General features: G+C 68.9%; 17 protein-coding genes and 1 pseudogene. 10 read left to right on the top strand and 8 right to left on the bottom strand.

The window, feature by feature from the left end:
• Nucleotides 1-2: 2 nt before the first annotated feature.
• From ACWD35_RS32825 to ACWD35_RS32840, 4 genes are read left to right on the top strand one after another with little or no spacing between them, the layout of a single operon-like run.
• Nucleotides 3-1337, top strand: coding sequence for an O-antigen ligase family protein (locus tag ACWD35_RS32825; protein ID WP_451354973.1), 1335 nt, complete (start codon nt 3-5; stop codon nt 1335-1337).
• A 52-nt stretch (nt 1338-1389) separates the two neighbouring features.
• Entirely contained in the window at nt 1390-2415 is a 1026-nt protein-coding gene (gene gmd, locus ACWD35_RS32830; protein WP_451354974.1) for a GDP-mannose 4,6-dehydratase, read from the top strand.
• Between the two features lie 17 nt (nt 2416-2432).
• On the top strand, nt 2433-3530 hold the full coding sequence (locus ACWD35_RS32835; protein ID WP_451354975.1) for a glycosyltransferase family protein: 1098 nt from the start codon (nt 2433-2435) through the stop codon (nt 3528-3530).
• Nucleotides 3527-5005 carry an oligosaccharide flippase family protein gene (locus ACWD35_RS32840; protein ID WP_451354976.1) on the top strand — a complete coding sequence of 493 codons (1479 nt, stop codon included), beginning with the start codon at nt 3527-3529 and terminating at the stop codon, nt 5003-5005. Before ACWD35_RS32835 ends, ACWD35_RS32840 begins: the two co-directional genes overlap by 4 nt.
• 26 nt (nt 5006-5031) lie before the next feature.
• Here ACWD35_RS32840 and ACWD35_RS32845 read toward each other — a convergent pair whose 3' ends face one another.
• Together ACWD35_RS32845 and ACWD35_RS32850 are read right to left on the bottom strand one after the other, a co-directional pair.
• Nucleotides 5032-6030 (bottom strand): GDP-L-fucose synthase family protein, encoded by a 999-nt coding sequence (locus tag ACWD35_RS32845; protein WP_451354977.1) that lies wholly within the window; start codon nt 6028-6030, stop codon nt 5032-5034.
• Nucleotides 5997-7187: a glycosyltransferase family 4 protein gene (locus tag ACWD35_RS32850; protein WP_451354978.1), complete on the bottom strand. Its 1191-nt coding sequence runs from the start codon at nt 7185-7187 to the stop codon at nt 5997-5999. The genes ACWD35_RS32845 and ACWD35_RS32850 overlap by 34 nt, the downstream gene beginning before the upstream one ends.
• Before the next feature lie 202 nt (nt 7188-7389).
• Here ACWD35_RS32850 and ACWD35_RS32855 point away from each other — a divergent pair, with 202 nt between their 5' ends.
• Both ACWD35_RS32855 and ACWD35_RS32860 read left to right on the top strand, forming a co-directional pair.
• Nucleotides 7390-8463 carry an NAD-dependent epimerase/dehydratase family protein gene (locus ACWD35_RS32855; RefSeq protein ID WP_451354979.1) on the top strand — a complete coding sequence of 358 codons (1074 nt, stop codon included), beginning with the start codon at nt 7390-7392 and terminating at the stop codon, nt 8461-8463.
• The gene (locus ACWD35_RS32860) at nt 8445-9254 is read left to right on the top strand and encodes a WecB/TagA/CpsF family glycosyltransferase (RefSeq protein ID WP_451354980.1); all 810 of its coding nucleotides are present in this window, start codon (nt 8445-8447) and stop codon (nt 9252-9254) included. The genes ACWD35_RS32855 and ACWD35_RS32860 overlap by 19 nt, the downstream gene beginning before the upstream one ends.
• Before the next feature lie 73 nt (nt 9255-9327).
• On the opposite strand, the gene ACWD35_RS32865 is transcribed toward ACWD35_RS32860, so the two are convergent.
• Complete coding sequence (locus ACWD35_RS32865; protein WP_451354981.1) at nt 9328-10368, bottom strand: UDP-glucuronic acid decarboxylase family protein; 1041 nt, start codon at nt 10366-10368, stop codon at nt 9328-9330.
• Between the two features lie 276 nt (nt 10369-10644).
• On the opposite strand from ACWD35_RS32865, the pseudogene ACWD35_RS32870 reads away from it, so the two are divergent.
• Together ACWD35_RS32870 and ACWD35_RS32875 are read left to right on the top strand one after the other, a co-directional pair.
• Nucleotides 10645-11235 (top strand): annotated as a pseudogene (locus ACWD35_RS32870) (sugar transferase); the annotation flags it as partial.
• 129 nt (nt 11236-11364) lie between these two features.
• Complete coding sequence (locus tag ACWD35_RS32875) at nt 11365-12189, top strand: class I SAM-dependent methyltransferase (RefSeq protein ID WP_451354982.1); 825 nt, start codon at nt 11365-11367, stop codon at nt 12187-12189.
• A gap of 112 nt (nt 12190-12301) precedes the next feature.
• On the opposite strand, the gene ACWD35_RS32880 is transcribed toward ACWD35_RS32875, so the two are convergent.
• The 4 genes from ACWD35_RS32880 to ACWD35_RS32895 form a co-directional block, all read right to left on the bottom strand.
• A complete protein-coding gene (locus ACWD35_RS32880; protein WP_451354983.1) occupies nt 12302-13162 on the bottom strand; it encodes an FkbM family methyltransferase in 861 nt (286 codons plus the stop codon).
• Nucleotides 13163-13224: 62 nt separating this feature from the next.
• Nucleotides 13225-14637 carry a glycosyltransferase gene (locus ACWD35_RS32885; RefSeq protein ID WP_451354984.1) on the bottom strand — a complete coding sequence of 471 codons (1413 nt, stop codon included), beginning with the start codon at nt 14635-14637 and terminating at the stop codon, nt 13225-13227.
• Between the two features lie 101 nt (nt 14638-14738).
• Nucleotides 14739-16553: a DUF4012 domain-containing protein gene (locus ACWD35_RS32890; protein ID WP_451354985.1), complete on the bottom strand. Its 1815-nt coding sequence runs from the start codon at nt 16551-16553 to the stop codon at nt 14739-14741.
• Nucleotides 16554-16570: 17 nt separating this feature from the next.
• Nucleotides 16571-16957 (bottom strand): hypothetical protein, encoded by a 387-nt coding sequence (locus ACWD35_RS32895; RefSeq protein WP_451354986.1) that lies wholly within the window; start codon nt 16955-16957, stop codon nt 16571-16573.
• A gap of 192 nt (nt 16958-17149) precedes the next feature.
• Between ACWD35_RS32895 and ACWD35_RS32900 the strand changes: the two genes are divergently transcribed.
• Nucleotides 17150-17476: an antibiotic biosynthesis monooxygenase family protein gene (locus ACWD35_RS32900; protein WP_451354987.1), complete on the top strand. Its 327-nt coding sequence runs from the start codon at nt 17150-17152 to the stop codon at nt 17474-17476.
• Between the two features lie 83 nt (nt 17477-17559).
• Here the strand turns inward: ACWD35_RS32900 and ACWD35_RS32905 are convergent, their stop codons facing one another.
• Nucleotides 17560-19827 (bottom strand): heterodisulfide reductase-related iron-sulfur binding cluster, encoded by a 2268-nt coding sequence (locus ACWD35_RS32905; RefSeq protein WP_451354988.1) that lies wholly within the window; start codon nt 19825-19827, stop codon nt 17560-17562.
• Between the two features lie 219 nt (nt 19828-20046).
• On the opposite strand from ACWD35_RS32905, the gene ACWD35_RS32910 reads away from it, so the two are divergent.
• Entirely contained in the window at nt 20047-21066 is a 1020-nt protein-coding gene (locus ACWD35_RS32910) for an MraY family glycosyltransferase (protein WP_451354989.1), read from the top strand.
• The last annotated feature ends 21 nt before the right edge of the window (nt 21067-21087 follow it).

The raw sequence follows: 21087 nt of genomic DNA on the forward strand, positions 1-21087 counted from the left end.
GCGTGCCCATCCCATTCCAACCGTCGTCCCTGCTGCTGGCGTGCACCGTGCTGGTGGCCCTCGGCATGTTGGTGGCCGTGTTCGTCCGCTGTCCGGGGATCGGTATCGGGCTGCTCTCGGCCGCAGAGGCATGGGAAGTCGTCAGCCGTGAACCTCTGCCGGTTCTGTCCTTGAGCATCAACGTCAGCCCGCTGGACGTTCTGGTGGTGTGCGCCGTACTCGCCGCCGGCATCACTTTGCTGAAGGGCGGCTCCACGCGCCTCCACCTCGCCCGGCTCGCACTCGGGGCACTGTTCCTGCTGGTTCTGGGATCGCTTGTGTCCGGGGTGGAGCTGTACGGAATCCGATCCGCCGGCAACGACGCACGGGCGTACTTCCTGTACGTGCTCGGCGCAGCCTGCTATGTCGCCGTCGTGTGCCCCGGCCGGGACCTGATGGCCCCCGTCATGCGAGTGTGGATCACGCTTGCCGGTGTCTACTCCCTGTGTTCGCTCCTGGGGTGGTCCCGGTTCGGTGTCCGTGCAGCCTCCTCCGCGGTGGTGCTGGACGGCAAAGTGTTCGACGGACGCCCCGTGCCCCCGGCCGCGGCTCTCGTCATTGCCCAAGCCGCAGTGATGCTGCTTTGTCTGCGCCGGCGCCGCGGTCCGGCGCTCGCCATCCCACTGCTGATCGTCGTCGTCCTGCTCCAGCACCGCACCGTGTGGGTCGCAGCCGCCGCGATGTTCGGTGGCTGGCTGCTACTACGCCCTGGCCGGGCGGCGAGCAAGGTGGTCACCATGGGCGCCACGGCACTCGCCGCGACGACCGCAGCACTCCTGATGCTGCTGCTGCCGGACGACCAGCTGACCGGGAGCCTTGCCGAGTCGGCCTCGAACGAGGGCACCCTCGACTGGCGGATCGCAGGGTGGACCCAGCTGCTCGGCCGACTGCGCGGAGCGGGTCACTGGCTGTTCGGTCTGCCCTTCGGTTCTGGCTATGAGCGGTTGTCGTCCGCGGGCATCGTGGAGGTGTCTCCGCACAACTACTACCTCCACCTGCTGCTGCGCGTGGGCCTGGTCGGCCTGGTGACACTGGCGGTGGCCATCGTCACCTCCCTCCGCGCAGCGGGACGCGATACGTCCACCGGAGTGTTGTTCTGGCTGCTGGTCGCCGGCGAGGCGTGCTACTGCATGGCCTACGCTCCAGTGCTCTCGGACGGCCTGCTGCTCGGGCTGCTCGTCAGACAGGCCTCACGGACGCCGCAACCCGAGGAAACCGCAGGGCGCAAGCACAGAGGAGCGCTTCGCCGGACTCGGCAAGACCGAGCGGGCTATCAACTGGCGCACCGTCAAATCTGACGTTCTGACGGAAATCAGCTACTTACTCTTCAAGTCGGATCGGGGTCCGGTCGTGTCATCGAAAACCGCATTGATCACCGGCGTCACCGGCCAGGACGGCTCGTATCTCGCCGAGCTGCTGCTTGCGAAGGGGTACAGCGTCCACGGGCTGATGCGCCGCTCGTCCACCTTCAACACCCAGCGGATCGACCACCTCTATCAAGACCCGCATGATCCGGACGCCCGGCTCTTCCTGCACCATGGAGACCTCTCCGACGGCAGCCGCATCGCCGGCCTGCTGGAGCAGGTACAACCGGACGAGGTCTATCACCTGGCCGCCCAGTCACACGTCCGGGTCTCCTTCGACGAGCCGGAATTCACCAGCTCCACGACGGGTCTCGGGACCGTCCGCCTCTTGGAGGCGATCCGGATGACCGGACTGCCCTGCCGCTTCTACCAGGCATCCAGCTCCGAGATGTTCGGCATGAGCCCGCCGCCTCAGACGGAGAACACGCCGTTCCATCCGCGCTCCCCCTATGCCGTCGCGAAGGTCTACGCATACTGGATCACCCGCAACTACCGTGAGGCGTACGGGATGTTCGCGGTCAACGGGATCCTCTTCAACCACGAGTCACCGCGCCGCGGCGAGACCTTCGTGACCCGCAAGATCGCGCGCGCCGCTGCGCGGATCGCCCGGGGCGAGCAGCAGCACCTCTACCTCGGCAATCTCGAAGCCCGCCGCGACTGGGGCTACGCCCCCGAGTACGTCGACGCCATGTGGCGGATGCTCCAGCGCGACCGGCCCGACGATTACGTCGTCGCCACCGGCACGAGCCACAGCGTCCGCGAGTTCCTCGGCTTCTGTTTCGAGCACGTCGGCCTCGACCCGGAACAGCACATCCGGTTCGACGAGCGCTATCTGCGCCCCTCCGAGGTGCCCGACCTGATCGGCGACGCCTCGAAAGCCGAACGCGAGCTGACCTGGCGGCCGACCGTACACGCCCCCGAGCTCGCCCGGATCATGGTCGACGCCGAGCTGGCCGCTCTGTCCGGGCCGGATGCCCTTAGGCCGACAGGACCTAGCGCCCTCGCCCCTTGACTCGCATGGAGCACACCATGTCGCCACCTGTTGTGTTGCACATCAACAACGAACCGGTCCCCATCTCCACGGGCACCCGCTTCTTCCTGCCGTTCCAACGACTTGCCGGGGAAAGCCTGCTCGTCCACCGGCCCGTCGCACCCAGCGCCGTCCAACGGGAACGCGGCGTGGAGGCTGCCTTCCGGGCCGTTCGTGCCGCGGTCGGCGACGCACGGCCCGATCTGGTGTTCGTCCAGTCTCCGCATGCCTTTCCCTGGACTGCCGAGGCGGTGGGCGGACTGCTCCAGGACTTCGGCGGTCCACCCGTCGTCTTCTGGGAGGGCGACCTCTGGGGTGGGCGCAAGCGGATGCTCGACAGCAGCCGAGCCTGGCTGGCCCACGCCGATGCCGTCTTCAGCGTCGGCATGGGCCGGCAGGCCGCGCTGCTGCGGGGGCTGACCCGGGCACCTGTGCGGTACGTGCCGCATGCCCTGCCGGTGTGGTTCTGCGCAGACCCGGGAGAGCCCGTACCACAGCCGGAGACCGCCACGGACGACATCGCCGTGGTAGGCAACTGCCTTGCCCGGTTCGGCCTCGTCGGCGGTCTCGACGGCAGTCTGCGGCGGGCGCGGATGGTGCGCGGGCTGCGTCGCATCACCGCTTGTGACCTCGCCGTGTACGGGACCGGCTGGCACGGGAAGGGGGCGCGTGGACCGGTGCCGTACGGGGAACAGGTCAACGTCATGCGCAGGGCCCGCCTGACCGCTGGATGGGACCACTACAACAGCCGCACCGGCTACTTCTCCGACCGGCTGCCCATCGCCCTGTACGCGGGGCGTCCGCACGTGACCTCACGCCAGCCAGGGCTCGACTGGCTGCCAGGTCCCGACCACGGGCTGTACCTGGCGGACACTCCCTCCCAGGCCGTAGCGATTCTTCGCAGACTGCTCCGGCACGGCGACCACGAGGAACTGCACACCGCGGCCGTGCGCGGACACCACTGGACAGCCGCCAACCTGACCGAACTCCATGCACTGCGATACATGCTCAGCGGCTTTCTTCCCGTGCCCGCCCCGGAGGGCGGTCCCTGGCCGGACATCCGCGCCCTCTCCCCGTCCGAAGCGGTCCCGGTGTGACCGGGCTGCGCACCCTCGGGCCACAGCTGGCCGGGCGTCGCCCGCCCAGCTCGCGGGCCGCGTTCACGGCGCTGGCCTGGAACTACTCCTGCGCCATCGCTGCCACCGTCCTCCAACTCTGCTACACCGCATGCACCGCCCGCCTGGTACTGCCGCATGACTATGGGACCTACGCCACCTCCTCCACCGCTCTGACGCTCTTCGGGTATTTCGCCGGCGCAGGGCTCGCCACCTATCTACTGCGTGCCGAACGGCTGACCCGGCAGGCGCTGCGCACCGCGTGGACCGTCTCAGGAGTGAGCGGCACGCTGTGCTGTGTGGCGGTGCAGGTGGCCGCCCCCCTGTGTACCGCCGTCTGGCGGATGCCGGAGGCCGGGTCGATGCTGCGGCTGGCCGGACTGCAGTTCCTGGTCCAGCCGGCGGCGGCGGTCGCGATCGCGGCGCTGCGCCGCCTGGGCCACAGCCGGTCCTCGGCTCTCATCGAGCTCCTTGCGCAGGTTGTGGGCATGGCCGGCGGGACGCTGCTGCTCGCCGTCGGCTGGAATCCTTATGGCCTGGCGGCCGCTCCGGTCCTGACCGCCGTGTGCATCCTGACGGTGAGCGGTCTGCGCCTGGTGGCTTCGACGTTCGAGGCGGGCCCCCCGGTGCCGGCCCGCTCCCTGATCGGGCTGTCCAGCGCGTTCGCCGGTTACGGCCTTCTCCAGTCACTCACCAACAGCACTCCGATGTGGGCGGTGGCCCGCGTCATGGGTCCGGCCGCGGCTGGACAGTTCTCCAGGGCCTCCCTCGCGGTGGGCCTGCCGGTCACCTTGTTCTGCCAGAGCCTGCATCGCGCCGTGGTACCGCCCCTGGCCCGTATCAACGGCGACGGACGGCCGCTCCGTTCTGCTGTCCACGATCTGCTCAGCGCTGCATCCGCATTGGCGTTCGTGTCGTTCGGTGCGATGGCCGGGGTGGGGCCCGTCGCTCTGCGACTGCTGCTGGGACCCGGCTGGGACGAGGCGGGCAAGCTCGTGCCCGTCCTCGCCGTCGGCGGTGCCTGCTCGGTTCTGTACGCGATCGGCTATGCCGTGGACGAGGTCCGCAAAGTCATCCGTCGACTGCTGTGGCTTCAACTGACCGTCGGTGCGGCCACTCTGATCGCTGTCGCGGCCTCGGCCGCCGCGGGTGGCCTGCTCCTCATCGCCATCGCCGCGACCGCCACGACCGGGTTCGGCCATGTGCTGCAGCTCCTGCGCTGGCACCAGGAACAGCTGTGCCGACTGCCCTCGTTGGCCCGGATCTACCTCGTGCACGCGGCAGTCGGGGCGGCGCTGTACGCGGGCGGCCGAGCAGGGGCATCGCTCGCAGCGGCACCCGGCATCGCTCTGGGATCCGGTCTGCTCGGCATGGCTCCCGTTGCCCTCATCTGTGTTGCCCTGCGCCGACGGATGCCGCTCTATGCCACTGCCGCGGCTCGCGGTCTCGTCTCCTGAGAGAGGAGTTGACGTCCTGCTGCTGATCACCGCGCACGATCGTCGTGATGCTCCAGGTACCACTCATAGGTCTCCTTGACCCCCTCCTCCAGGCCGATCCCGGCCGACCAGCCCAGTGCGCGCAGTCGCGAGACATCCAGCAGCTTGCGCGGCGTGCCGTCCGGCCGGGACGTGTCCCAGCCGATCTCCCCCCTGTAGCCGACCGCTTGAGCCACCAACCCGGCGAGGTCGGCCAGGGCGATGTCCTCTCCTGTACCGACGTTGAGCGGCGCGTCCCCGTCGTAGTGCTCCAGCAGGTGCAGACAGGCACGGGCGAGATCGTCGACGTGCAGGAACTCCCGGCGCGGGGTGCCGGTACCCCAGTGGATCAGCCTGCTCGCTCCGCTTCGATGCGCCTCGTGGGTACGGCGGACGAGGGCGGGCAGGACGTGTGAGGTGTGCGGGTCGAAGTTGTCCCCCGGCCCGTAGAGGTTGGTCGGCATGGCGCAGATGTAGTGGCGGCCGTACTGGCGGCGCAGCGCCTGGACATGGTGGATACCCGCGATCTTCGCGATGGCGTAGGCGTCGTTGGTGGGTTCCAGCGGGCCGGTGAGCAGCGCGCTCTCTGTGATCGGCTGGGGGGCGTGCTTGGGGTAGATGCAGCTGGAGCCGAGGAACAGCAGCCGCTCGACACCGTGTTCGTGGGCAGCGTCGAGGACGTTGAGCTGGATTCGGAGATTGTCGGAGAGGAACTCCACCGGCTGGGCCGCGTTGGCGCCGATCCCGCCGACGCGGGCGGCGGCCAGTACCACGACGTCAGGGCCGGTCTCGGCGAAGAACGCGCGGACGGCGGCCCGCTCCCGCAGGTCGAGTTCGCTGCGGCAGCGTACGACCAGATCGGTGAACCCCTGGGCGCGCAGATGACGGTGGACGGCCGAGCCGACGAGCCCGCGATGGCCCGCGACGAAGATCCGGGTGCTGCGGGGCAGTGGTGTACCCGGCCGTCCTCCGGCTACGCCGTGGGCCGCGCTTCCTGCCTGCTCCATCGTGCCTCCTCGTAGACCCGCCGGATGCGGGTGACCCAGACCTGCTCTGAATAGTGTTCGGCGAAGACCTGACCGCAGTGCGCGCGCAGTGCGGGGAAGTGCTGTCCGGCCCGCGCCAGTGCAGGCCCCAGCGGCTCTTCCCAGCCCACGACATGCCCTGTGCCCTGCGCCTGTACGACGCGCGGCACCGAGGAACCCTCGAGGGCGAACACCGGCAGCCCGGCGGCGAGCGCCTCCAGGTAGACCAGCGGTACGGCGCCCTCCATGCACCTGCTCGGGAAGACCAGTCCCCGCCACGACGGCAGCCTGCGGCGTAGCTCGGCCCGATCGAACACGCCGAGGAAGCGTACGGACGCGGGCGCGACCGCCCGGCACTCGGACTCCGACTCTCCGCTGCCGATGACGTCGAGGGGCTCGTCCGCCGGCCAGCGGCGCAGGAGTTCGGCGATGCCCTTCTCCGGGCTGAGCCGTCCGACGTAGACCCACGGTCCGCTGCCGTCGCCCTCCCCTGCCACGGCCCGCACGAAGTTGCGGACCAACGCGAGCCGCTGCGGCGGCATCCCGGCCCGCTCGTAGATGTCACGGCTCGACTCGGACAGGACGACCACTCGGTCGGCACGGCGCAGCACCGGGTCGCCCGCCGCACCTCTGCGGCCGGCCCAGGCGAGCGGCAGGGTCGCGGCCCGTGAGCCGCGGTAGCAGCCGTACCGCAGCCCGGCCCAGCGGTCTCCGTCCGGGCAGCGGGTGCACTCCGAGCCCTCGCGGTACAGGGTCGCCGCGGCGCACAGCGGCCGGAAGTTGTGCAGGGTGGCCACGAGCGGACCGTCCCACTCCCGAGCCCACGCCCGCCCGAAGTTGGGGAAGAGGTTGTGGACATGGACCACATCGGGGGAGAAAGCGCGCAGCCGTCGCAGTGGTGACCGGCCGTGGCCGCTGGCGACGGTGAGCCCGGAGAACAGTGCGTACGACGGGGCACGCTGCAGCTCGTCCGTACGGGCCGCGATGAGCTCGACCTCGTGCCCGGCCCGGCGCAGCGCGTCGGCCTGTTCGGACACCGTCTCGTTCTCACCGCTGGGCGCACCGGAGCCGTAGAAGCTGTGGACGAGCGCGATCCTGAGCGCGGAAGGGCGGGTGTCCCGCGGTGTTCGGGGAGTCACGGGCCGCAACATATCGAGGCTGGGGCGTTCCGCCGTGAGGTGTGGGGGAGCGGCGGTGATCTGTTGCGTCCGCTTCACGCCGATGGCGCACACGGTACACTCGCCGACACTTTGCGCACCATGTCCCACATCGTCATAAATGCGAGCTACATCGATATACTCGCCCTTTGTTCCAGCCCGTGAATATCGAGGAGGCGATGGCGTGGCCGTCGCGGTGGTGACCGGCTCGGCCGGCTTGATCGGTTCGGAGGCTGTACGACGGTTCGCCCGTCTGGGACTGGATGTCGTGGGCATCGACAACGACATGCGGTCCCGGTTCTTCGGACCGGAGGCGTCGACTGCCTGGAACATCCGCCGTCTGACCGCCGATCTGGGAGACGCCTACACGCATCACGACGCGGACGTCCGCGATCGGGACGCGATGGCGGCGGTCTTCCGGCGGTACGGACGCGACGTCGCCGTCGTCATCCACACCGCCGCGCAGCCCTCGCACGACTGGGCAGTGCGCGACCCGTACACGGACTTCGACGTCAACGCGGCCGGCACCCTCAACCTGCTGCAGAACGTCCGTGAGCACTGCATCGACGCGCCGTTCGTCCACTGCTCCACCAACAAGGTCTATGGCGACCGGCCCAACTCTCTCCCGCTCGTCGAGCAGGAGACACGGTGGGAGATCGAACCCGGGCACCCGTACGCCGCCGGTATCCGCGAGGACATGTCGATCGACACCAGCCTGCACTCGGTCTTCGGCGCCTCGAAGCTGGCCGCCGACATCATGGTGCAGGAGTACGGCCGCTACTTCGGCATGAAGACCGCCTGCTTCCGCGGTGGCACTCTGACCGGCCCCGCCCACTCCGCAACCGAACTCCACGGCTTCCTCGGGTATGTGATGCGGTGCGCGATGGAGCGGCGCACGTACAGCCTCTTCGGGTACAAGGGCAAGCAGGTGCGTGATGCGATCCACAGCCATGACGTCGTCGCCGCCTTCGAGGCCTTCTTCCGAAACCCGCGCAGCGGCGAGGTGTACAACCTGGGCGGCGGGCGGCATGCGAACGCCTCCGTTCTGGAAGCGGTCGCTCTGGCCGAAAGGATCTCCGGCAACGCGATGACCGTCGAGTACACGGAGACGAACCGGATCGGCGACCACATCTGGTGGATCGGCTCCAACGCGCGCTTCGAGGAGCACTACCCGCAGTGGCGGCTGACCTACGACATCCCCTTGATCATGAACGAAATCCATGAGGCCAACGTGGACAGGTGGGTACCGGCCCGATGAAGGGCAACGTGCTGGGTGTGCTCGTCGACGCGACGACCTACCAGGAAGCGACGGACGCGGTGCTCGCCGCGGCGCGCGAGGGGCGCCCGTTCGCGCTGACCGCCCTGGCCGTCCATGGCGTGATGACGGGCGTACTGGACAGGGCACACGGCGCCCGGCTCAACTCCTTCGACCTGGTGACCCCGGACGGCCAGCCCGTGCGCTGGGCGCTGAACCTGCTGCACGGCGCCGGCCTCACCGACCGGGTCTACGGACCGCTGCTGACCCTCCATGTCCTGCGCAGAGCGGCCGACGAAGGACTTCCGGTCTATTTGTACGGCTCGACCGACGCAACGCTGGACCGGCTGGTGTCAGAGTTGCAGGAGATGCTTCCCGCGCTGAAGATCGCTGGGCGGGAGGCCTCCAAGTTCCGCTCCGTACATGGCGGTGAAGACGCGGAGATCGCCGCCCGGATCATCGGCTCCGGGGCCCGGATCGTTCTCGTCGGGCTGGGCTGCCCGCGCCAGGAGGCCTTCGTACACGCCATGCGCCCGCTGCTGCCCATGCCGCTGCTCGCCGTCGGTGCCGCCTTCGACTACCACGCCGGACAACTACGCAGGCCGCCCGCATGGATGCAGAGGGCCGGGCTGGAGTGGCTGTGGCGCCTGGGCCTGGAACCGGCCCGGCTGTGGAGGCGGTACCTCATCCTCAACCCGGTCTACGTGGTTCGACTGGCAGCACAGAAAACCCGGCTGTGGGATGCCGCTCCACCGGCCCCCGCCACCGAGCGCACGGCCACATTCCCGGTCTGATGCGGGTATGGCGCGCGCCCGAGGAGGCGGGCGCGCAGAGTCGTGTCACGACGCCGTAGCGCAGGAACTCCGATCACACGGGCTCCCGGCGCTCCTCCCGTGCCGGCTGGGGCAGTCGTGAGCCGGCTGCAACGCCGGGGGCGGACGTGGCGGGTTGGGGTACGCGCTCGGCGCTGTCGCCGAAGCTCAGGCGGCGGCGGAAGTCCGTGATGGTTTGACAGAGTCCCTGCTCCACCGGGGTCATGGGCTCCCAGTCCAACAGCCTGCGAGCCGCGGTGATGTCCGGGCGCCGCTTTTCCGGGTCGTCCTCGGGCCGGGGGACGAGCGTGATCTCGGAGGTCGATCTGGTGAGCTTGATGATCCAATGGGCAAGCTCGAGCATGGAGACCTCGTGCGGGTTGCCCAGGTTGACCGGTCCTCCGTGATCGCCGGCCAGCATCCGCACCAACCCGTCGACCAAGTCGTCGACGTAGCACAGGGACCGGGTCTGGCCGCCGTCTCCGGCGACCGTGATCGGCTCTTGCTGCAGTGCCTGGCGAATGAAGGTGGGGATGGCTCGCCCGTCATCCAGGCGCATCCGTGGTCCGAAGGTGTTGAAGATGCGCACGATCTTGGCGTCCACACCGCAACTCCTGCGGTACGCCATCGTCAGCGCCTCGGAGAAGCGCTTGGCCTCGTCGTAGACCGAACGCGGGCCCACCGGGTTGACGCGGCCCCAGTAGCTCTCCGGTTGCGGGTGGACCTCCGGGTCTCCGTACGACTCGGAGGTGGAGGCCAGCAGGAAGCGGGCACCCTTGGCGGCAGCCAGGTCCAGCGCGTGCCAGGTGCCGGCCGATCCCACGCGCAGCGTTTCCAGCGGCAGTCTCAGATAGTCCACGGGCGAGGCGGGTGAGGCCAGGTGGAACACGGCGTCCACGGGTCCGGACACGTCCAGGCTCTGAGTGATGTCCCGGTTGTCCAGCCGGAACTGCGGATGCCCCATCAGGTGCTCGATGTTGTTCATGCTGGACGTCAGGAAGTTGTCCACGCAGACCACGACGTGGTCCATGGCGAGCAGGCGCTCGCAGAGGTGGGAGCCGATGAACCCGGCTCCACCGGTCACTACTGCACGCATAAAGGGTCCTCTCAGTGGCCCTGACGCAGCCCGGACGGGGCAACTTGAATTGCCGATGGCGGGTTCTCTGTCTGAACCGGCCCCGGGTTCGGTAGAGATCGTGTTTGTATTCGTGTACCAGTTGCGAACCGGCTGCGATGTGAGAAGCGTTGGCGTGGCTCCAGAGTGTTTTCCCTTTCCCTCATTCGGCGCAGAAAGGCGCGTGGAATGACTGTCCACTCCATGGAAACGAACGGACATTGCCCAACTCGGCGCCGGAAGCCGCGACGTGCAGACCGGGCTGTCATAAGGGTGGTCGACTTCGTGGGGGCCACTGTTCTTCTCCTGCTGTTTGTGCCGGTGCTCCTCGTGGCGGCCATCGCGGTGAAGATGGACAGCCCAGGGCCCGTGTTGTTCCGTCAGCGACGCACGGGCTGGCACGGCAGGGAGTTTCACGTACTCAAGCTGCGCACCATGCGGCTCGGGGCCGAGGGGGCGCGGGCGGTGCTGGCCGACAGCAATGAAGCCGGCGGGCATCTTTTCAAGATCCGCGAGGACCCTCGCGTCACCACTGTCGGGCGCCACCTGCGCCGTTACTCCGTGGATGAGCTGCCGCAGCTGGTGAATGTGCTGATGGGGCAGATGTCACTGGTCGGGCCCCGGCCACTCCCGGTCGAGGACTCCGCGTTCACCGGAGTCGCCCGCCGCCGCCTGCTGGTCCGTCCGGGTGTCACCGGACTGTGGCAGGTCAGCGGCCGGTCCAATCTCACATGGGAGGACGCCTTGCGGCTGGACCTGCAATACGTGGACAGCCGGTCGATCGGGCTGGACCTGGCCATTCTCGTCCGGACGCTGCCCGCCGTACTGCGCGGTGATGGTGCCTACTGATTCCCGATAGCCCCGAGTCCTTCGGGGCGGGCGCCAGGCCGGCGGGCACCGTTTTCAGCATGTCCCGCCAGCAAGAAATGACTCATTCCGCAATGACTCCGTCCGCACCTGCATGCATGGAGAAATCGCATGAGCACCGACACCACACCTGACATGGCCGCGCTCCAACAGGCTGAGCACGCCAGCGGGCACGACTACGCAAAGGGCTCGCCACATCTGTTGCACCACACGATCAGGGACCGCATCGTGCGCCGCATCCACGGGCTGGTCGGCGAGGTCATCGACCAGCGGGGCACCTGCCGGGTCGTCGAGGTCGGTGCCGGGCACGGCGCGTTCACCGACCATCTGCTGGCAGCCGGCGCCGAGGTGGAGGTCACCGAGATGAGCGCGCCGAGCGCCGAGTTCCTCGCCCACCGCTACCGGCACAGCCCACGGGTACGGGTCGTGCATGACGTGACGGGCGAGGCGGCTCACGGCGGCGAGCCGGTGGACGCGGTGGTGTGCATCTCGGTCCTCCACCACATCCCCGACTACCTGGACAGCGTTGCCCGGTTGACGGGCCGCATCGCACAGGGCGGGTTCTTCCTCAGCTTCCAGGATCCGCTCTGGTACCCGCGCCGCTCGGCGCTCTCCCTCGGAGCCGATCGGGCCGCCTACTTCTGGTGGCGGGCCGGCCAGGGCGAACTGCGGCGGGGCCTGGCCACCCGTATGCGACGGTTGCGCGGCGTCCATGACCCCTCGAATCCGGCCGACATGGTCGAGTACCACGTCGTACGCAAGGGCGTGGACGAAGAGGCCTTGCGCAGGCTGCTGGTGAGGTCCTTCGCGAGCGTGGAGACGGAAGAGTACTGGTCGACCCAGTCCTCCACGCTCCAGGCCATCGGCGAGCGGTACGGCCCCCGTACCAGTTTCGGCATCGTCGCCCGGAACCGGATGCCCGCCAAAGACGGGTGACGGCTCCGTGACGCCCTGGGGGCGGCTCGGCGAGCGTCCGGCGCGCGCTTCCGTCGCCTGGCCCAGGGCCACGGTCACCGGCTGCCGTCAGCGGCCGGTGACGTCACCGACCTCACGCCCGCTGTTCGGGGGCGTGATCCAGGGATGCGGCGCGAGACTCCGTCTGCGTCGGCACCATGGTGAGGTCGGTTCGACCGTCCGGATGCACAGCGACGACGTTGTCGGTCACGCCACAGTGGTGGTCGGGGCTTTCCACGAGACGCAACTCTCCGTGATCCGTGAAGCGGTGCAGCCGGTAGCCGCAGGCTGCCAGGAGGTCCCAGGCCGTTCGATCCGGCGCGGCAGCTCCGGGCTTCCGCCACACGAGTTCGAAGATCACGACAGGGCGGTCCCGCGTGAGGATCTGCTCGGCCCCCTGAAGGGCTTGAGCCTCATAGCCCTCGATGTCCATCTTGATGAGGGAGATGCGGCGCCCGGGCGGTGTCACGTCGTCGAGCCGCACCACCTCCACCGGCTGGGTCTCCGGCCTGTTTCCGTTTGCCGCGTGCAGCGAAGCACGTGACCGGTCGTCGTGCATGTGGAGGGTGGCGTGCCCGGCTTGCGCGCCGGCAGCCACAGGGAGGACCTGCACGTTGCGCAGATTGTTCATCCGGATGTTCCGCTGGAGAACGGAACGCGCGTGGGCAAACGGATCCAGTGCCAGCACGAGCCCGTGAGTACCGACCAGCCCGGCGAGAGGCAGCGTGTAGCTGCCGTAATGCGCGCCCACGTCCATGACCACGTCACCAGGGCGGACCCAGCGGTGGAGTTGGGTCACTTCGATTTCGTAGTCGTCGCGCCACACATACGCGATCTTGGCATTGCCGCGCCACTCGGGAGGGCACCAGAATTCCATGCTTGGCCCGGGGAGCGTCACGGTGGCGCCCATGTGCAGGGCGGTGCGCGCCCGCCAAACCGCCAGTCGGGTCAGCATTGTCGCCGTGGAAGTGTGGGGCGCAGGATGATGTAGCGCCCACCGAGCCTTGCCGAGAAGGGTCATGTTTCACCGCTCTGCGTGAGTTGGGCATTGTGGGGGATGGGAGCCTCTGCCGGGGCTCGTCCGGGGCCGACTGCAGCCGAAGTGGTGGCAGATGGTCTGTCGACGGGAAGGATGGCGCGATAAAGTTCTTCGGCGATTTCCGCTTTCGCCACCCATGTGTGTTTCCGCGCCCACGCCAGCGCTGCGTTTTCCATGCAGCGGCGTGTTTGTTCGTCGCTGAGCACACCATTGAGCGCTGATGCGAGACGCTGTGGCAGATCGGCCGGGTCGCCCAGTGGCACGGAGACTGCTCCACCCGGTGCCGAGAAGTCACCGATTCCCTGGTGGCCGATATGCACCACGGGTACGCCTCTGGCGCACGCCTCCAACGATTGCGTACTGGAGGAGTCCCGGAGGCTGGTCATCAGAAGCGCATCGGCGTCATCGTAGACCGTGAGAACCTGCTTCCAGGGCAATCGGCCGCGGAACTCGACGAATTCGTTCACTCCCAGGCGCAGCGCGAGTTGTTCCAGGGTGTGCCGCAGAGGTCCGTCGCCGATTATCACGAGGCGCGCATCCGGGATTTCCGACCGTAGGTGTGCGATCGTCCGCAGTGCCAGCTCGGGAGCCTTGATCGCGATCAGACCGCCCACCCATAGAACAGTGGGAGGACCGGCCGGCCGGGCGCGCTCACCCTCCGCCGGCTCTCGGAGCAAGGACTCCTGGATGCCGTCGGCAAGCACCAGACGGGTATCCGTGCGGCCCAGACGGCGAGCCAGTCGTACTGTGTCCCGGTTGGTGGCGAGTACGACCGCCGCCTCGCTGACTGTCGTACGGCACAACGGTCGGTGGCTGAGACAGCGAACCCGCAACGTCCGCACCGCTTCCTGCCAGTACGCGGCACCCAGGTAGCGCCGGTGACTGTGCGGTGCGGTCTGGCCGCCGCCGACGGGGCCGAACACCAAGGGCGGTCCCAGGCGGTGCAGGGCACAGCCGCCTTGCAGGGATCCGTACGAGACGTGATGCACGAGGTCGGCCGCATCGAGTCCGTGGCTGCGGGCGTAAGCCAGAGCCTGGCGCTGCCAGCCGTCATAGCGCAGGAAATCCGTAGCCATGTCGCTCAGCCAGCCGGGCAGCATTCCGGTCCAGGAAGGAGTGGGCGGAGCCGGGATGACGTGTAGTTTGATCCGTTCTCCCACCTCCTTCATTTCTGCTACTCGCTCTATAATATGCTTTACGTTGTCGGAGTAGGGGTAAGTCAGCAATTCTACGGTGTGTCCGCGCCTCGCAAGCGTTTCGGCCCAACCCCACCCCCCGGCTGGTTCACTGCCGCAGGTTGGATCGCACGCGAACGCGACCAGTACGATACGCAGTCCGCGCACCGAGGAGATATCAAGGGGTCCCGATTTATTCATCCTCTGGTGGTGCATGTGTCCGAGAATAAAGTCTGATTCGGCAGGGGAATATCGGTTGTCGCCGTATTTCGTGGGCCGTTCCCCCGATCGGAACTACTTGTCCACTCGGCCACGGCTCAGACCCGGCATGGACCCGCCGACTTCACCGTGGCCCGCAGCGGCGTCACCAGGGCCTGCCGCAGAATCGTGGGGGCGCGGTCGGCCTGGGGCTCTCGGAGGTGCAGCACCAGCGTGCGGCTGGACTGCCGAGGCAGCTCCAGGTCGAGGGTGTACACCGGGTGGCCGCGTTCGGCGCCGGGGATCAGCTCGACCCGGCGGCCGTCCAAGGTGGCCCGTGTCAGGTCCGCCCCCTCACTGGCGTAGTAGGACACCAGCAGCCGGTTGTCGCCCGGGCGGGTGCGGTAGGGCGGGGTGTCCACCCGTTGGGTGACGTAGTAAGGGAGCCCCGAGGCGGGCGCCCTGTTGGTGAGCGTCACGGTCACGGTGACCGACTGGCCGTCGTCCGTGCAGGAACCGGGCGCCCAGACCAGGCTCCGGTCGAGGTAGTAGTCCAGCTTGGTGCCCGCCGCGTTGTTCACCACGAGCCCCGCGAAGGGGCCGGGCGTGTCAGGCAGCGTGCCGCCGAATGACCGTGACTCCAGCAGCCGTTCCTCGGCCCCGTGCGCGCTCCACACCTGCAGGCGGCCCTCCCGCTGCACGTCGTGCACGGCCCGCAGCAGCGCGGGGAGCAGGCCCGGGTCGTCGGCCGCGTGCATCAGCCGCTTGGCCGCGGCGCTCGCGGCCTCGACGAAGAACGCCTTGCGCTCCTCGACCTTCTCGTACGCCGCGTAGCTGCTCCGCTCGGTGAGGTCCACGGCGTTGCCGGCGGTGAGCATGGTGCCGTCGGCCAGCCGGGCGGGCCCGGTGGCGCCCAGCAGAAGGCCGAGCGCACCGGGGTCGATGGCCATCGCGCCGTCCAGGCGCTGCCCGGTGTGAGCCCGCCAGTACGCCGTCCAGAGGCGGGCCGCGGACGGGAAGTGCGGGCTCATGTTGGAGTTCTCCCAGACGCTGCCGGGTTCGTTGTTGCCGTACTGGGCGGCGAACTCGGCTCCGAGGTTCACGTGGGCCTGGACACCGCCCATCTCGATGTCGTTGCCGAAGCGCTCGAAGGACAGCCGGCCCCGGTCGGCCCGGAGCACGGCGAAGGCTCCGGGGAGGCCGCCGGTGCCCCGGGCTTCGGCCGTGTTCTGGAAGGAGAGGAAGTAGTGCCGGGGCACGTGCGCTCCGAGCATGGGCGGCACGACACGGGCCGCGTCGGCGATGTCGCGCGTCTGCGGGACGAGACGGTCGAGCTGATCCGACAGCTGCGCACGACCGCGGTCCACCGCCGGCAGCCAGGTGGAGCCGTGCAGCGCGCGGATGTCGTCCCGGACCTCGGCCGCGACCCGCGCGGCCCGGCCGAACGCGGGCGCCTGGTCCTCGAGTTGGGTGAGTACGCGCGGGATTCCACCCGCGTGAGCGCCCGCCGACAACTGGGGGACGGCCCGCACCAGCGGCGGCAGCACCTCGCCGGCCAGCCGGTCCGAGGCGTCCGCGATGCCGCGCACGGTCTGCAGGGGGCCGCCGGCGAACGGCACCTGGGCGGCGAGGTACCAGGCCGGTCCGGTGGTGAGCCAGTGCGCCCGGGCGGCGTGCGCCGCCGCGGAACGCAGCAGGCGCTCCTGACCGGACTCCGCCGGGGCACCCGCGGCGGCGTGCGCGGCCGGGCGGGTCGCCGCCGATGCCGCCACCGACTGCCGGAGCGCGCCGAGGTCGTGCTGTGCGGCGAGGAGTTCGGCGCGGGCGAGCCAGCCCGTGCCTCCGATCCAGACGGCCGCCGCCAGCGGAAGGGTGGCGACGGCCAGCAGCGAGTTCCTGGCCAGAGGGCCGAGGGAGCGCCTGGGGAAGGTCATGCGTACCTTGGGCACCGTCATGAGCTGCGGCGACGGCGCGCGACCAGCATGATGCCGGCGCCCGCTGCGACCAGACTGGCCGCGACACCACCCAGGATCAACCTCGTCCTGTCGTTCTCACCGGTGTTGGCGAGGCGCGGCGAGCCGTGCTCGTGGCCGTGCTCCGGCTCCCCGTGCTCCCCGTGCTCCTCGTGGTCCCCGTGCTCTCCGTGGTCCCCGTGCTCCTCGTGCTCCGGGTGGTGCGGCTTCGGCGGCTTGGGCGGGTAGGCGGGCTTCGTCGGGTGCGGGTAGGGATGGGGGTCCTGGGCGTGAGCGGTCCCCGAGCTCGCCAGTGGGGCTGCGGCGAGCGCGGCGGCCGTGGCGGCTGAGGCCAGAACAGTTCGCCATCTCGGCGACTTCATCATGGGTTCCACTCTCCTCGACTTGATCAGGGCGGCGGGCCGGGCAGTACCAAGAACTGGATAGTGGAACGAATAGGGAACAAGTGGCATAAATCGCTACGCAGCGCCCACAAGCCACCGAATGGTGTAGCGCGAGAGTCCGAAACAGTCCGGTCGGACGGAGCGGCCGGCCGGGTGTTGGGCCAGGATGGGGCCATGAGCGTAGTCAAGATCAACGTACTGACCGTGCCCGCCGAGCAGCGGGAGGTGCTGGAGAAGCGGTTCGCCTCTCGGGCCCACGCCGTGGAGAACTCCGACGGCTTCGAGTGGTTCGAGCTGCTGCGCCCCGTCGAGGGCACGGACACCTACCTCGTGTACACGCGCTGGCGTGACGAGGAGTCGTTCCAGGCCTGGCTGGAGGGGCCGATGAAGGCCGCGCACCAGGGCGGCGGGGAGGGCGGGGAACGCCCGAAGCCCGCGGCCACCGGCTCGACCCTGTGGTCCTTCGAGGTCGTGCAGCAGGCCGGGCCGAAGGGCGCCTAGCCGCTCGCGCATACGACGGCGCCCCCTGCCTGCGCGGGTCAGGGGGCGCCGTCGGGCTTTTCAGCTGCCGGTTGCTCGGCCGGTTACTTCACCGGCTCCGGCTCCGGCTCGCTCACGGCCTCCGCCTCGCCCGCCGGGTCGACCGGCGTCTTGACGGACTCCAGGAGGAGCTGGGCGACGTCGACGACCTGGATGGACTCCTTGGCCTTGCCTTCGTTCTTCTTGCCGTTGACCGAGTCGGTCAGCATCACCAGGCAGAACGGGCAGGCGGTGGAGACGATGTCCGGGTTGAGGGACAGGGCCTCGTCCACGCGCTCGTTGTTGATCCGCTTGCCGATGCGCTCTTCCATCCACATGCGGGCGCCGCCGGCGCCGCAGCAGAAGCCGCGCTCCTTGTGGCGGTGCATCTCCTCGTTCCGCAGGCCCGGAACGTTCGCGATGATCTCGCGCGGGGGCGTGTAGATCTTGTTGTGGCGGCCCAGGTAGCACGGGTCGTGGTAGGTGATGATGCCCTCGACCGGGGTCACCGGGATCAGCTTGCCCTCGTCGACGAGGTGCTGGAGCAGCTGGGTGTGGTGGATGACCTCGTAGTCGCCGCCGAGCTGCGGGTACTCGTTGCCGATGGTGTTCAGGCAGTGGGGGCAGGTGGCGACGATCTTCTTCGCCGACTTCGGCTTCTTGGTCGACTCGTCCTCGTCGTCCTCACCGAACGCCATGTTGAGCGCGGCCACGTTCTCCATGCCGAGCTCCTGGAAGAGGGGCTCGTTGCCCAGGCGGCGGGCGGAGTCGCCGGTGCACTTCTCGTCGCCGCCCATGATCGCGAACTTGACGCCCGCGATGTGGAGGAGTTCGGCGAAGGCCTTGGTGGTCTTCTTCGCGCGGTCCTCCAGGGCGCCGGCGCAGCCGACCCAGTACAGGTAGTCGACCTCGGAGAGGTCCTCGATGTCGCGGCCGACGACCGGGATGTCGAAGTCGACTTCCTTGGTCCACTCGAGGCGCTGCTTCTTGGCCAGGCCCCAGGGGTTGCCCTTCTTCTCCAGGTTCTTGAGCATCGTGCCCGCCTCGGACGGGAACGCGGACTCGATCATGACCTGGTAGCGGCGCATGTCGACGATGTGGTCGATGTGCTCGATGTCGACGGGGCACTGCTCGACGCAGGCGCCGCAGGTGGTGCAGGACCACAGGACGTCCGGGTCGATGACGCCGTTCTCTTCGGCGGTGCCGATCAGCGGGCGCTCGGCCTCGGCCAGCGCGGACGCGGGGACGTCCCCCAGCTGCTCGGCGGACGCCTTCTCCTCGCCCTCCATGGTCTTGCCGCCGCCGGCCAGCAGGTAGGGCGCCTTGGCGTTGGCGTTGTCCCGGAGGGACATGATCAGGAGCTTGGGGGACAGCGGCTTGCCGGTGTTCCAGGCCGGGCACTGGGACTGGCAGCGTCCGCACTCGGTGCAGGTGGAGAAGTCCAGCAGGCCCTTCCAGGAGAACTGCTCGACCTGGGAGACACCGAAGACGTCGTCCTCACCCGGGTCGGCGAAGTCGATCGCCTTGCCGCCCGAGGTCATCGGCTGCAGCGCACCCAGCGCGGTGGAACCGTCCGCGTTCCGCTTGAACCAGATGTTCGGGAAGCCCAGGAACCGGTGCCACGCCACACCCATGTCGGTCTTCAGCGAGACCACGATCATCCAGGTGAAGGACGTCGCGATCTTGAGCCCCGCGAAGAAGTAGCTCAGCTGCTGCAGGGTGGAGGCGTCCATGCCCCGGAACCAGGCGACCAGCGGGTACGTCAGGAAGTACGAGGCCTCGTAGCTGTCCACGTGGTGCTGGGCGCCCTCCAGGGCGTGCAGCGTCACGATGCAGGTGCCGACGATGGTGATGACGGTCTCGACGAAGTAGGCCTGACCGGTGTTGGAGCCCGCGAACCGGGACTTGCGCAGCGCCCGGCCCGGCCTCGACAGCTGGCGGATCACGATCAGCATCAGGATGCCGACCGTGGTCATCACGCTGAGGAACTCGACGAACATGTTGTACGGCGTCCACTCGCCGATGATCGGCAGCAGCCAGTCGCTCTTGAAGAGCTGGCCGAACGCGTTGACGATCGTCAGCAGCAGCGTGTAGAAGCCGATCGCGACGAACCAGTGGGCGAAACCGACGACACCCCAGCGGTTCATCCGGGTGTGGCCCAGGAACTCCCGCACCAGGGTCACACTGCGCTGATACGGGTTGTCGGTCCGGGATCCGGCCGGCACGGGCTGGCCGAGTCGCATGAACTTGTAGATCTGGAGGGTGGCGCGGCAGAACAGCGCCACGCCGACCACCGTCAGCGTCACCGACACGATGATCGCGGCAAGTTGCATGGGCGCTCCTGGGGCGGGGCCTAGATATTACTAAGCGGTAACTTACTCAGTTCGTACGAGATTACCTCTATCTTCCATCGGGGTGCAGTCCGGTGCGGCGTGATCTGGGTCGCTGAGAGCCCCTGAAGGCGGGGTGGCTCGCGATCCGGACACGGTCGACAGGCAATCGGATCGTGTTATTCGTACCGAATTGCTACATTCACCCCTACCTTAGAGCCCGTGCTCTACGGGATCGCCGCCGCCATCGCAGCCCTCGCCCTCACCGCCGTACTCGCGGCGCTGCTCCGGCTGCCCGCCCTGCGCGCGGGCATCGTCGACCGGCGGCGGCAGCGGCCCCTGCCGGTGCTCGGTGGGCCCGCCGTCGTGGCCGTCACCTGTCTGATCGCCTGGACGGGGGAGTGGACGCGGGTCGCCCCGCTCGGCGCCGGGGTCGGGCGGCTGCTCGTCGCCGCCGCCGGGGTCGCCGCGCTGGGCCTGGTCGCCGACGTGTGGCGGCTGCGGGCGAGGGTGCTCGTCGCCGGTACGGCCGTCGCGGCGGCCTGCGTGGTGCCGTACGACGAGACGGGCCTCGCGGGCGGGATCCTTGCCGTCGGCTGGATCGTCTTCGCCGCCCTCGCCTTCAAGGGGCTCGACCATGCCGACGGGCTGGCCGGGACCGTGGGGGTGGTCACCGCCTTCGGCGCGGGCGCCTGTGCCGCCGCCGAGATGATGGACGGGCTCGCCGTGCTGCTCAGCGTGTTCGCCGCCGCCCTCACCGGCTTCCTGATGCACAACTGGCATCCCGCGCGGATGGGGCTCGGGGTGTGCGGCTCGCTGTTCGCGGGGTTCCTGCTGTCCTCTTCCGTCGTCTTCACGCGTGCGGGGTACGGGCTCGGGCCGAGCGCCGGGGTGCTGTTCTGCCTCGGGGCCGTCGCCATCGCCGACGCCCTGCTGGTGGTGCTCGCGCGGCTGCTGGGCCGGCGCCCGCTGCTGCGGCGCGGGCCCGACCATCTCGCGCACCGGCTGCGGAGGCTCGGGCTGACCCCGCAGGGGGCGGTCGTGCTCGTGGGGGCCGGCACCTTCTCCTCGGTGCTCGTGGGGGTGCTCGTGCACACCGGGTGGACGGGGGAGACGGCCGCGCTGTGGGTGTCGGGAGGGGCGGTGGTCGCCGTACTCGTACTCCTTCGGATCCCTCTCCGTATGTCACGGCGGGTTGCGAATACGCAGGTCACAGGGCAGTTGCGTGTAAGGAACGGATAAGAGTTGAGCCCAGCCGACTCA

The organism is Streptomyces sp. NPDC002671 (genome assembly GCF_053592475.1).